This window comes from Candidatus Manganitrophaceae bacterium (assembly GCA_016200325.1).
GTDB lineage: Bacteria > Nitrospirota > Nitrospiria > SBBL01 > Manganitrophaceae > Manganitrophus.
In genome coordinates this window covers 411,503-423,988 of sequence record JACQEZ010000020.1, presented here as the reverse complement: position 1 = coordinate 423,988, position 12,486 = coordinate 411,503, and the positions used below count along the sequence as shown (strand labels likewise).

General features: G+C 54.0%; 16 protein-coding genes. All 16 read right to left on the bottom strand.

Annotation, left to right across the window (positions count from 1 at the left end):
- Positions 1–28 precede the first annotated feature (28 nt).
- The 16 genes from thiE to HY282_19030 all read right to left on the bottom strand — a co-directional run bounded on the left by thiE (position 29) and on the right by HY282_19030 (position 12,361).
- The gene (gene thiE, locus HY282_19105; protein MBI3805868.1) at positions 29–700 is read right to left on the bottom strand and encodes a thiamine phosphate synthase; all 672 of its coding nucleotides are present in this window, start codon (positions 698–700) and stop codon (positions 29–31) included.
- Positions 701–703: 3 nt separating this feature from the next.
- Positions 704–2,062, bottom strand: coding sequence for an acetyl-CoA carboxylase biotin carboxylase subunit (gene accC / locus HY282_19100; protein ID MBI3805867.1), 1,359 nt, complete (start codon positions 2,060–2,062; stop codon positions 704–706).
- A gap of 165 nt (positions 2,063–2,227) precedes the next feature.
- On the bottom strand, positions 2,228–2,674 hold the full coding sequence (gene accB / locus HY282_19095; protein MBI3805866.1) for an acetyl-CoA carboxylase biotin carboxyl carrier protein: 447 nt from the start codon (positions 2,672–2,674) through the stop codon (positions 2,228–2,230).
- 64 nt (positions 2,675–2,738) lie between these two features.
- Positions 2,739–3,299: an elongation factor P gene (gene efp, locus HY282_19090; GenBank protein ID MBI3805865.1), complete on the bottom strand. Its 561-nt coding sequence runs from the start codon at positions 3,297–3,299 to the stop codon at positions 2,739–2,741.
- Positions 3,296–3,775 (bottom strand): type II 3-dehydroquinate dehydratase, encoded by a 480-nt coding sequence (gene aroQ / locus HY282_19085; GenBank protein ID MBI3805864.1) that lies wholly within the window; start codon positions 3,773–3,775, stop codon positions 3,296–3,298. The genes efp and aroQ overlap by 4 nt, the downstream gene beginning before the upstream one ends.
- Entirely contained in the window at positions 3,775–4,134 is a 360-nt protein-coding gene (locus tag HY282_19080) for a roadblock/LC7 domain-containing protein (protein ID MBI3805863.1), read from the bottom strand. The genes aroQ and HY282_19080 overlap by 1 nt, the downstream gene beginning before the upstream one ends.
- On the bottom strand, positions 4,131–5,333 hold the full coding sequence (locus tag HY282_19075) for a tetratricopeptide repeat protein (protein MBI3805862.1): 1,203 nt from the start codon (positions 5,331–5,333) through the stop codon (positions 4,131–4,133). The genes HY282_19080 and HY282_19075 overlap by 4 nt, the downstream gene beginning before the upstream one ends.
- Before the next feature lie 50 nt (positions 5,334–5,383).
- Complete coding sequence (gene coaBC, locus HY282_19070; GenBank protein MBI3805861.1) at positions 5,384–6,580, bottom strand: bifunctional phosphopantothenoylcysteine decarboxylase/phosphopantothenate--cysteine ligase CoaBC; 1,197 nt, start codon at positions 6,578–6,580, stop codon at positions 5,384–5,386.
- Between the two features lie 52 nt (positions 6,581–6,632).
- Positions 6,633–7,043 (bottom strand): DNA-directed RNA polymerase subunit omega, encoded by a 411-nt coding sequence (rpoZ, locus tag HY282_19065; protein ID MBI3805860.1) that lies wholly within the window; start codon positions 7,041–7,043, stop codon positions 6,633–6,635.
- A 35-nt stretch (positions 7,044–7,078) separates the two neighbouring features.
- On the bottom strand, positions 7,079–7,708 hold the full coding sequence (gmk, locus tag HY282_19060) for a guanylate kinase (GenBank protein ID MBI3805859.1): 630 nt from the start codon (positions 7,706–7,708) through the stop codon (positions 7,079–7,081).
- On the bottom strand, positions 7,701–8,033 hold the full coding sequence (locus HY282_19055) for a DUF370 domain-containing protein (GenBank protein MBI3805858.1): 333 nt from the start codon (positions 8,031–8,033) through the stop codon (positions 7,701–7,703). The genes gmk and HY282_19055 overlap by 8 nt, the downstream gene beginning before the upstream one ends.
- A 19-nt stretch (positions 8,034–8,052) precedes the next feature.
- Entirely contained in the window at positions 8,053–8,931 is an 879-nt protein-coding gene (locus HY282_19050) for a YicC family protein (protein MBI3805857.1), read from the bottom strand.
- A gap of 144 nt (positions 8,932–9,075) precedes the next feature.
- Positions 9,076–9,354, bottom strand: a complete 279-nt coding sequence (locus HY282_19045; protein MBI3805856.1) for a Fe(2+)-trafficking protein — start codon at positions 9,352–9,354, stop codon at positions 9,076–9,078.
- 12 nt (positions 9,355–9,366) lie between these two features.
- On the bottom strand, positions 9,367–10,218 hold the full coding sequence (locus HY282_19040; GenBank protein ID MBI3805855.1) for an SHOCT domain-containing protein: 852 nt from the start codon (positions 10,216–10,218) through the stop codon (positions 9,367–9,369).
- Positions 10,215–10,835: a CoA pyrophosphatase gene (locus tag HY282_19035; GenBank protein ID MBI3805854.1), complete on the bottom strand. Its 621-nt coding sequence runs from the start codon at positions 10,833–10,835 to the stop codon at positions 10,215–10,217. Before HY282_19035 ends, HY282_19040 begins: the two co-directional genes overlap by 4 nt.
- Positions 10,832–12,361, bottom strand: coding sequence for a SagB/ThcOx family dehydrogenase (locus tag HY282_19030; protein MBI3805853.1), 1,530 nt, complete (start codon positions 12,359–12,361; stop codon positions 10,832–10,834). Before HY282_19030 ends, HY282_19035 begins: the two co-directional genes overlap by 4 nt.
- Positions 12,362–12,486: the final 125 nt, after the last annotated feature.

Genomic DNA, 12,486 nt, shown 5'->3' with positions numbered 1-12,486 from the left:
GGAAGGTTATCCCCTCCTCTTTTGTTTGTCAAGATAAAGCTTTTCCAAAGCGTCTAAAGAGGCCGAGCCACTCTTCCACATTGGACTGGAGCTTCCCGGCAACCGCCGAGATCACTGCAACCCCGTCGGCTCCGGCCAGGATCAGCTTAGAGAGGTGGGCTCGTTCAATTCCCCCGATCGCATAAACCGGAACCCGAATTTTTTGTTTGATCGCCGTGATCGCCTCCACTCCGACCGGCGTCCGGATGTCGCTTTTTGTTTTGGTTTTAAAAATCGGTCCGAAGCCGATGTAGTCGGCCCCTTCCTCCTCTGCACTCACCGCTTCGTCCAACGTATGGGTGGAGATGCCGATGATCGCTTCATTCCCTAAGATTTTTCTCGCAACCCAGAGCGGAAGGTCCTCTTGTCCCAAATGAACTCCGTCCGCGCCGACCGCCAACGCCAGGTCGATCTGATCATTAATAATCAACGTCGCCCCGTATTCCAAAGTGATCCTTCGAAGCTGTTTAGCCGTCTCATACATTTCACTCCGCGGGCTCTTTTTATCTCGGTACTGAATCAGGCGCGCCCCTCCTGACAGGGCCTGCCCGACCGCTTCTAAAAGGAGCTTCCGAGCTTCTGTACCGGTTGGAAAAGGCCGAGAGATCTCTGTCGATTTGGGATAAAGGATCGGATCTGTAATGAGGTATAACGGAAACATCGTTTACTTCAAAGGAAGGGGAAGAGAGGAGAGAAACCGCTCCACAAAATTGGTTGAAAATCGTCCTTTGATGAAGGCGGGATCTTCAAAAATCCGCCTGTGGAGCGGGAGGGTCGTTCGGATTCCTTCAATCATAAACTCGGAAAGCGCTCCGCGCATTTTTGCGATCGCTTCATCGCGGGTTTCGGCATGGACGATCAGCTTCGCAATCAAAGAGTCATAAAACGGTGAGACCACCCCGTTCATATAGATCGCCGAATCGACACGCACTCCCGGTCCTCCCGGAAGGTGAAAAGAGGTAATCGTCCCAGGAGAGGGGGTGAATTTTTCGGGATCTTCCGCGTTGATTCGGCATTCAAAACTGTGGCCGCGCATCTTAATCTGGCTCTGCTTATATTCAAGCGGACGCCCCGCTGCAATTTTAATCTGCTCTTTAACGATATCAATCCCGCTGACCATCTCAGTAATCGGGTGTTCAACTTGAATACGCGTGTTCATTTCAATGAAGTAGAAGTTATGATCTTTGTCGAGAAGGAACTCGACCGTTCCCGCGTTGACATAGTGAGACGCGGCCACCGCCTCGAGCGCCGCCCGTCCGAGTTCTCGCCTCAATCGATCATCGACCACAGGAGAGGGGCATTCCTCGATGAGCTTTTGATGTCTCCGTTGGATCGAACAGTCTCTCTCTCCGAGATGGATCACCCTCCCCTTCTCGTCGGCCAAGACCTGCACTTCAATATGGCGGGGATCGATAAAATATTTTTCGATGTAGACGCCATCATCCCCGAAAGCGGTCTTCGCTTCCAACTGGGCGGTCTGCAGTGATTTGCCGAGCTCTTCTTGTTTATGAACCACCCGCATTCCCCGCCCACCGCCGCCTGCAACCGCCTTGATGATCACCGGGTAACCGATCTTTTTTGCGACCTCGATCGCTTCTTTTTCGTTTGTGATCTTTCCTTCACTCCCGGGGATAACCGGAACCCCCTTGCGGATCATCGTTTCGCGCGCCTTCGCTTTGTCCCCCATCAGGCTGATACATTCTGGAAAAGGACCGATGAATTTAATTCCTGCCGATTCGCAGACCTCCGCAAAATGGCTGTTCTCTGCAAGAAATCCATATCCGGGATGAATCGCTTCTGCTCCGGAGATCTCCGCCGCACTGAGGATATTCGGAATATTTCGATAGGAAAGAGCGGCGTCCGCCGGGCCGATGCAGACGCTTTCATCTGCAAAACGGACATGCAGGGAATGGGCATCGGCGTCCGAATGAATGGCCACGGTTTGGATGCCGAGCTCTCGGCAGGCACGAATCACTCGGAGGGCAATTTCTCCCCGATTGGCGATTAATATCTTTTTGAACACCGCAGTTTACCTATGAAAAAGGACATTGGAGATCGGAGCACCCGAATGGGTCGTTCATAATGCATCTGCGTGAGCGGTCTTTGCGGACGTCGGATCATCATGCGATATAAGGTAAGAAGAGAGTGGCGAATCCGATAGAACGCGTCTATCAACGACCGTTAAAACTCAGAGAGGTTCAATTCGAAAGAGTGGTTTTCCATATTCCACAGCCGTTCCATCTTCCACGCAGATCTCAACGACTTTCCCGTCGACGTCTGATTCAATCTCATTCATCAACTTCATCGCTTCCACAATACAAAGAATTTGTCCCTTTTTTACCGTGTCCCCGATTTCCACATAGGGATCGGCATCCGGAGAGGCCGCTTTATAAAACGTCCCGACAATCGGGGAGCGAATCACGGTATACCGCCCGGTCTCCCCTTTCGAATCGGTTTCCGCAATCGGCTCTCTTTCCAAATGCATGGGGGCCGGAGCGACTGAATCCCGTTCCCTTGATGGGAAGAGGGCTTCCTTGCGGAGGCGGATTCTTTTCCCCCCCTCTTCCAACTCAATCTCCGTCAATGCCATTTCGGACATGAGGTCGGCCAGTTTTTTTATCTCACTCAGATCCATTCCACTCTCATCCAGGCCCTAGAGTCGAACCCAGGTCTCCTCTCATCAGGCATCGCATCCACGACTATTTAACCCGTTCGACGTAGGTGCCGGTCCGCGTATCGACCTTGATCATCGTTCCTTCCTCGATATAGAGAGGCACCTTCACCGTTCCACCTGTTTCCAATCTGGCCAGTTTGGTTCCGCCGGTCGCCGTATCCCCTCGAATGCCGGGAGGGGTTTCAATCACCTTCAACTCAACGAACAGAGGAAGATCAACCCCCAGCGGCTTTCCTTGATAAAAAAGGATTTTCACCACCATATTCTCTTTTAAAAAGTCTTTCGTTGTGCCCAAAAACTCCTCGGTAATAAAGAGCTGCTCGTATGTGTTGGCATCCATGAAATGATACTCATTTCCCTGGGCATAAAGAAACTGCATTTCTCGCTCAAGGAGATCGGGTATATCGAACTTCTCTCCCGACCGAAATGTCCGCTCCAATATATTGCCCGTTTTTAGGCTTTTCATCTTGGTTCGAACGAAGCCCCCTCCCTTTCCCGGCTTGACATGTTGAAACTCTACTATAATAAAGGGCTCTCCATCAATCTCAAGCTTGGTTCCGTTTCTAAAGTCACTCGTTGTGATCACTTCCCTTCCCCTTTCTTTTTGCTCTCACGGACTGAGGCCGGCCCTCGCAGATACGTAATGGCCCCGAGGAGTCCCAGCAGATAGCTTTGCGGACCGAATCCGGACACCTGACCGATAACCACATCGGATATAAGAGAGGTCTTCCTAAACGATTCCCTGGCGTGAATGTTCGAGAGATGCACCTCGACCGTCGGGATACCGACGGAAAGCAGCGCATCCCGAATCGCAATACTGGTATGGGTATAGGCGGCCGGATTGATCACGATGGCATCAAACTTTTGGAATGCTTCCTGGATTCGATCCACCAACGCCCCTTCGGAGTTGGATTGAAAAATCTCAACATCCACCCCTTCCTTTTGGGCGAGCGTCGTAATTTCATGGTCGATTTCAGTGAGGCGAAGGGTTCCGTAATGCTCCGGCTCACGGACGCCCAGCAGATTGAGATTGGGGCCGTGTAACACCAGGATGCGGGCCACTACGAAAGCTCCTCCACCAGGGAAGCGGCTTCCATTTTGAGGAGAAAACGCCCTTTTCCAAAGTTCTTTTCCGAGCCGACAACCAATAAAAGAAAATAGTCCGGATTGATTTTTTTAACAAGCAAGATCGCCTTTTCGGTCATGATCGTCATCTCTTGGCTGGAACCGAGCTCAACCGACTGTCCCGCCTTGTCGACAGACCTCCAAAGCGCACCATATTCGGCGGCAAGCGGGCCGAGGTCAAAGGAAGGATCAATCCGAACCTCTTCGACCACGATGCCGTCCATCCCGGAGATGGCAATTCCGATCAAATCGTCAATTTTTTCGGAGAGCTTCTGAAGGTTGTCTTTAAAATTCATTCTTTTTTCCTTATCGTCTCGAGCCAGGCCTGAAGGCGCTGCGTCTTCCGCCGTTTTTCATCGCCCGGTTCGGCCGGCTTGGCCGGCTTGGAATGAGCTGCGGGGAGTTCCTCCGCCTCGTAACGCGGAGGAGAGAGATGCTGAAGCGCTTTCTCTAAACCCAGCCGACTCTCCTCATCGGAAGGATCTCCCACCAAGAGTTTTTCGTACAGTTCCACCGCCTCTTTATAATGCCCTTGGCTCATGTAGAGGGAGGCGAGGGTCGGAGAGATGACCTCATCGTTCTCTCTACTCTCCCGGGAGAGCCCAATCTCCATCGGAGAAGAGGAGAGGATCTCTTCCGGGGGCGGAATCTGAAACCCTGCGACTACCGTTTTCTCTTCGGCCCACGGTTCTTCTATCTTTACAGGAGAGATTTCTTCCGGTAGAGGCGCTGCGGATAGCTTCACTTCTAGGCCCATCTCCGGAGCCGATTCGGACGGGGCTAAATCCTCCACCTTTTCTTCAAAGGCCGATGGAAGCGCAGCCGGCTCTTGAACCTCGTTTGATCCATCGTGCGGTCTGTCCTGTGAGACGATCTGCTCTACCAATGTCGCGAGGGCCGGGTCAATCATCCCATCCTCGGCGACGGCCTCAACGGGAACGTCAGGCGAAATATCAGACTGAACTTCCTCTGGAGTGAGCGGAGTCGGTTCCGGCGCGACCGCACTCGCCTCGGACGCTTCGATGTGTGCGGTCTCCTCTTTTAACTCGCCCGCTGGCGTCGGTTCGAGGGGAGCGGCGGCCGCTTCCTCTTCCAGCAGGGCGATCAGTCCCTTAGCTTCTTTGTCGGACGGGTCGATCGCCAAAGCCTTTCTGCACGACTCCAGGGCTTGTTGGGGCGAGCCTTTCTTTTGATAAATCTGCGCCAGCTTTTTATGAGCGAGGATGTTTTCGGGATGGATCGTGATCACCTGCTCAAATTCGGCCTCGGCCTCCGGAATTTGGTTCTTTTGCAGGTAAATTTTGCCAAGCATCACCCGCGCTCCGACATAGGTCGGATGGTTCTTGATTCCATCGACGAGGACCGCGGCGGCTTCTTCAGCCAGATCGCACTTGAGGTATTCCTCCGCCAGCGGAACGAAAAGACGCGACGTCGGATTGGCGGAGATTTTCTCCATCAGCTTTAGGATTTCCGGAGAGAGTGCTTTGTCCGACATCTTTGCCCCCAGGAATGATTCTGAAGATCATAACAAATCAGGGGAAAAAGTCAAGAAACGCCCGCTTTGAGCTTGATGACTTCCTCCAGGATATACCGTGCAAGTACCTCTTTCGGCATCTTGGGAAGAGAGGTGATCCGCCCCTTCGAGTCGATCATTTTTACAATATTTGTATCGACCTCGAAGCCGGCCCCTTCCTGGGTGATGTCATTCGCTACAATCAAATCGAGTCCCTTTTTAAAGAGTTTCTTTTCCGCGTTCTCAACCAGACCTTCCGTCTCTGCGGAAAACCCGACCAAAAACTTCTTCCCCTTTCGGGCGCCCAGGCTGGCCAAGATATCTTCGGTCTCATTTAAACGGATCGAAGTTGGACCGCCTGTTTTTTTTACCTTCCTCTGGGAAACCGTTTCGAGTCGATAGTCGCCCACCGCCGCGGCCATCAAAACAAGGGTCGCTTCTGGAAAATGGAGATCGACCTCTTTTTTCATCTCTTCCGCGGTTCGAACCGAGTGACGCTCGACGCCCGGCGGAGCGAGGAGGTGAGTCGGCCCGCTGACGAGGATGACGCGCGCCCCCCACTCTCGGGCGACGCGGGCCAGGGCATATCCCATCTTCCCGGAAGATCGATTGGAAATAAAGCGGACCGGATCGATCGCCTCCTGTGTCGGCCCCGCAGTGACGAGAACGACCTCCCCCGTCAGATCGGTTCTTCTGGTAAGGAATGAGACGACCCTCTCAACGATGCTCTTTTCCGCCGCCAGTCGCCCCTTTCCTTCCTTGCCGGAAGCCAGAGGACCATGCTCGGGCTCGATGAGCTGAACCCCTCTTTCTTGCAGAAGGGCCACATTCTTTTGAACGGCAGGGTGTTCCCACATCCCAAGATCCATGGCCGGTGCGATGAAAACAGGCGCGGATGCCGCCAAGAGCAGGTTCCCGAGGAGATCATCGGCCAGTCCGGTCGCCATCTTGGCGATAAAGTGTGCGGTCGCCGGCGCGATCAGAATCAGGTCGGCCTTTTCGGCCAGGGTCAAATGAATTACTTCATCATGGAGATCGAACAGATCGGTGAAAACAGGTCTTCCGGAGAAGATCTGGAGGGTCAAGGATGGAACGAACCGATGGGCCGCCGGGGTCAGAACGACCTGCACGTCCGCACCCGCCGATCTGAGGTCGCGGACGATCTGGAGCGATTTGTAGGCCGCGATGCTTCCGGTAATCCCGAGCAGAATTTTTTTCCCAGAGAGCATCTGTCATCCTACAGCGGTATTTGGGCGATGCCAAACCTGAAGCGGGAGGCGCCTACTCTTCTTTGTCCGGCTCCGCGGTCTCTGCAGTGCCGGCCGGCTCTGCGGGCTCCGGGGCAATCTCTTCCCGGCGCTTTGATTCTTCCAGATAGACGCTGAGATCCTTACGAATCTCACTCGCCAATTCTTCCTCGCGTTCGGTCAGCAGCTGCCGACTCCGCATCTCCTCACGGAGCCGCTTGGCCTCGCGCTGCGCCAGTTTCGCATCTTTTCCATAAAGGACTTCCAGCTCTCCTTCAAGGACTTCTTCAAGCGCAATGGTACTTGCCTTGGTATGGCGGGTCTGGAGGATCGGACGAACCCCTTCCATCAGCTGCCTTGCGCGCTGAGAGGCGATAATCACCAATCGATACTTCGAATCGACCTTCGTGTAATCGACTTCAATCGGAAGAGAAATGATTTCCATGGTGTCTCCTTTCTGTGAGACGGAATATTCCGCTATTAGATTTCTTTGCTCATCTGTTTAATAAAGGTCTCCTCAATCCAGGAGAGCGTCATCTGCTTCATTTTAATTCGCTCGGCAATGATCACCGCCTCCAGCTCTTTCAATGCCTTGTGGAACTCGGAGTTTACGATCAAATAGTAATACTGACGATAATTCCAGATCTCCTCCCGCGCCTTCTGAAGCCGGCGCGCGATCTCTTCATGAGAATCCGATTTGCGGTCGATCAGCCGTTGCCGCAAGATTTCGAATGACGGAGGAAGGATATAAATATAAACGCCGTCATTATGCTTTTTCTTAAGCGTCATCGCCCCTTGGGAGTCGATATCCAAAACGACATCGATTCCGCGATTGATCCAATCGGTCATCAATTCACGAGAGGTACCGTATAGATTACCATGGACTTCGGCCCACTCGATAAAGTCATTCCGGTCGGCCATATTCCGGAAGGTCGCTTCATCGACAAAAAAGTAGTCTTTTCCGTGGACCTCCGTCGGCCTGGGAGCCCGTGTCGTATAGGAGATCGAATATTGAATATTGGGAACCAATTTGGTAACTTCCCTGCAAAGAGACGTTTTCCCGGCGCCGGACGGGGCCGACACCACGAATATAATTCCTTTTCTATCCATCGATCTCCATCCGCGAAGGTGAATTGACGCGCCTCCGTTTTCTCTTCGGCTCCTCGAGAGAGAGCGAGGCGGCAAGACCGTCTTCATCTGAAGCGAATCGCTGCGCAATCGTTTCCGGTTGAATGGCGGAGAGGATGACATGTCCGCTGTCGGTGACAATGACCGTCCGCGTCTTTCTTCCCTGGGAAGCATCGACCAGCTTCCCCCCTTTTCTCGCTTCTTCTTTGAGGCGTCTCATTGGAGAAGAGCTTGACGCCACCACGGCGACAATCCGAGAGGCGGGAACGACATTCCCAAACCCAATGTTAACCAGTCTGAACGCCATGCGTCCTCACCCCTGCGGCTTACTCGACATTTTGAACCTGCTCTCGCATCTTTTCCATTACGCTCTTCATCGACACCACCTGGAGAGATATGGAGACATCGCTTGCCTTCGAACCGATGGTATTGACCTCTCGATTCATTTCTTGGATCAAAAATTCAATCGTTCGTCCAACCGCTTCTTCCTTCTGAAGCATCTTTTGGAACTGCTCCAGGTGGGTTTTCAGACGGGCGATCTCCTCGCTGATATCGCTTCGATCGGCAAGGATGGCGACCTCCTGGGCCAGGCGCGTCGCGTCGACCGGAATGCCCTGGGTCAACTCCGCCACCCTTTTTTGGAGACGCTCATGATAGGCCTGGATCGCCTTCTTCTCCTGCTGCTTAATGAGGCCGAGCATCCGGTCCAACGCTCCCAGATGATCGATCAAATCATTGCCGAGCGCTTTCCCCTCTTCAGCCCGCATCTTCTCAAGCGCCCGCATCGACCGCTCCAAGATCCGATCGATAAATCGGGCCAACGGCGCCAATTCTTCGGTCGGCTCGGCGACCGTAATGATCTCTTTGAAATGGGTGAGAAGGGAGAGATCGATCTCTCCAGGGAGGCGAAGGGCCCCCTTCAGCTTTTTTAAAATATGAAAGTAGGCTTCCGCCGACTCCTCATCGAGCTTGAACTGCTTCGGGGCGCTTGCGCCGCCGTTGAAGCTGATGGAGAGCTCAATGTGTCCTCGGGTAAATCGCGACTGAACTTTCTTCTTAAGGGACTCCTCTACCGAGGAGAGCATTTTGGGAAGCCGGATGACGACATCGCAATAACGATGATTCACCGAGCGAAGCTCGACGACAACCGAGCGCCCCTTGTAGCTTCCTTCAGCCCTACCGTAGCCGGTCATGCTCCGGATCATGCGTCATTCCACCTCATCTAATGGGGCGCCTGATTATAGCGGTTGCCCTTACCCTTGTCAATGCGGGATGCCTGTTTTCGCGGAGCTTATCAGCCTCATCCCGGGTCCATCGCAGAGGGAGAAGATCCGTCGATACGCCCCCTTTTAATGGGTCGGAGGCTCCCCGATTCGGATTCCATTTTCCTTCGGGGGTTCCTGCATTTTGAAGAAAATCCGCATTTGGGTGGCAAGAAACTCCCGCGCCGCCGGCTCTCGGAGATTCAGCCGGTATTCGTTGATAATTTTGACCGACATATCATACCACTCCTTCCAGCAGACATTACACACTTTCGCTTTCAGCTCTTCTCCGACTTTTCCTCCATACGGCATCCCTTCGATTTCCCCGCGCGTTTGGCCGCATCGGATACAGGTGACATCCGCCATTCGATCTACCTCCTATTTGACATCGAGTGATTTCAGCAATTCGGCCTTTTTATCCTTGTATTCCTCCTCGGTAATCAGCCCCTCTTCTTTCCATTTTTTTAAAAGACGGAGCGGACCTTCCAGTCGCACACTTTCCCGCGCACCTTCGTTCGCGTCGGGTGAAACGGTTGACGGCGCGACCGATTTCTTCTCTTCCACCTTTGTCTCAACAGCAGAAGAGGCCGGTATCGGCTCCATCGCCGACGCGGTCAGGTCGACCGCCACCGCCTGAACGCCGTGCCCTACTCCTTCCGAAATTTTTCGCTGATGCGGCTGGAGAATCAGCTCAAAATTTCCCGGCTCGTAGGGATGAAGCGGATTCTCTTTCGGAATATAGGGATGATGATCATTTGAAAGGGCGGTATGATCATTCGCAAACATCAACTGGAGCGCTTTGTCCTTCATGTACACGACGCCGGAGGTGACCTCCGTCGTCAGGCTGTCTCTCCGAGTCGTCAGAAAAAAAGCGACCCATTCCTCGGGGGTCGCTTTCGCGAGAGCGTCCTTCAGCCGGCCGCTCAACAAGGCTGCTTCCTCCGGCGTAAAGGCTGGGCTTTTTAGCTCCTTCTGCTGCGTCAGAAGCCGGTTTAAAAAAGAGATCTCGTGGCGGACCATCAATGATCCGAGCGCACCCCGAATCGCCTCCGGATCGACTTCGGCGGGATGGTCGTATCGGGTCGAATCGGGTGCGCGATCGAGTCGGACCAGGTGATGCTCTCCCTCGTCTAGGTAGCGTGGCGGCTCTTTCGGACCGAAACAACCGGCCAAAATAAAGACCGACAAGAACGCGACGCCGAAACCCACGCTTCGATCAATTCTCTTCATCGTCTCCCACTCCATTGCGCTGTCACTCGAAAACGGGAGACGAGACCGTGGATGATCTCCGCCGTCGCTCCCCAAATGTCGTTTCCGTTATAAAGATAAGATCGAACCGTCCGGTTGTTTCCGCGGAACAAAATCGTCCGCTCGCGACCCTGGCCGGGGTCTGTTAAGAAATAGAATGGGACCTCGATCAGCGCGGTCACCTCTCGGAGATCAAGCCGAAATGAATAGGGATAGGAGATCCGGGCGACGAAAGGAGTTACCGAGAAACCGCTGACCGTTTCATGGTCGTCCAGACGACCAATCAGCCGAACGGCCTTCGGCTCAAGGCCGATCTCTTCCCGACCCTCTCGCAGCGCGGTCTCGAATAAATCGGCGTCGGCCGGCTCCAGGCACCCTCCCGGAAAAGCAATCTCCCCCGGATGCCGCTGCACCCCGCCGCTCCGTTTGGTCAGGAGGAGAAAAGGCGCGCCCTCCTTTTCAAAAAAAGGAATCAAGACGGCGGCAGGTCGGAGGGTCGGCTTCTGCAGGACAAGGCCCTTTCGGGCCTCCACGGAGCGGGTCAAAACATCCCAAAACTGTTCCAGGGCGGGCGTCCGCCGAGGTCCCTCCCCCTTCATGAAGGACGGGGCCTTCCCAATGCGGTAATGTAGACGACGATTTCGTCGAGGGACAATCCCAGCAGGGCATTGACCTCATCATCGTAAAAACCGCCGATTCCGCTGACCCCCAGACCGAGCCGGATTGCCGCCAAATTTAATCGCTCTCCGACCTGTCCCGCATCGAGGTGAAGATAGCGGTAGGCGCGGTCTCCATATTTCTCAATCGCCTTCTTCAGGTGAGCGATATGGATGACAATCGCCGCCGCATCCCGGGCCAACTCCTGACCGAGACAAAAATGCCAGGTCTGCTCGCGGAAATCACCCGCGGTCAGAAGCCGCAGCTCATTCTTCTGAGGCACCAGATAGTAGACCCCTTCCTGCAACCCGACCACCCGCTGCACGACGATATAGGTTTCGAGCAGCGACGGATCGAAAAGCGGGACCGGAACCCCCTCGAGAGGGGAATAGGCATATTCCAAAATCGGCGCGAGCTCTTCTTTTAAAAAACCTTCTCCCGAAAAACCGCGCGTGGAGCGGCGCAGCAGGATCGTCTGTCCGACCCCCTCTCCCCACTGCATCGGAATTTCCGGCAATGGGACCGCCTCTTTAAATTTATATTTCGAATCGAACACCTCCAAATCGGGGGGCTGGCGAACGGTCGAGAGATCGGTCTTCTCCCCCGGTAGAATAGACGAGACCCGATGGAGTTGCAGCTGAAGCATTTTCAAATCGTTTTCCCCCTTCGGTATCGGCTGGGAGGCGACCGCCGAGGTCGGGCGGATCGCTTCCGGATCGACCTTTTCGCTCTGGGGAAGCGCCGCGACGACGAGCACCCCTTCCTCCGAGTCATCCAGAAAGAGGAGACGATTTAAAGAGGTGTCGAGAAAGCCGCCGATCGGATAGGCGGTAAACCCCTCCTCTTTGGCATAGACGACCAGGTTGCCGAGGACGTGTCCGGTATCGAGAAGAATCCGGCGATAGGCCCGCTCCTGATACCGCCAAGCGCTTCGCTGATAGACGGCGGTCATGATCAGGAGGAGGTTTGATTCGGCGACCGCCTCGTGGCGCATACAGTAGCGCTCGATCTGCTCCCAAAAATTTCCCTCCCAGACCAAAACGAGTGAATGGTCTTTCACTTGAAAATTGTAAATGCCGTCGTCGATATTTGAGAGACCCCGGAGGGCGACATAGATCTCGGTCGGATAGAGCCCCCCCGCCGTCGGCGCCGCGCGGAGGGTCAATGTCTGACCGGTGGGATACTGAAGAATGCCGGTCACACCATTTGTAAAATAGAGGAGGCGAGAGATCTCGCCGATGCCGAAGGGATAGCCCCCCTGCTCTTTGGGCGGCGGCAGCGGCTCTCCGGTAAAGGGGTTATTCTGAAAGGGAAGGTAAGGGACAAGATCGATCTTTTTCTCACTATGATATTCTTTATAGGGAGAAGGCTGCGCCCCCCAATCGAGCGGCCGCTGGAACTTCCCCATTCGCGCCTCATGGTACTTCGTCTCTTCATGGTAAATCTCGGCAAGGGCTTTTTTTTCCATTTATTTTTCCTAAAAGGCGAGGCGCGATGACAATACTTTTCAATAAAACACCCTAATCTAATATAGAAAAAGAGTGGTGTCAATTAGAGGATGGAAATTACGATGCCTGCCTTGCCGACCGAGCG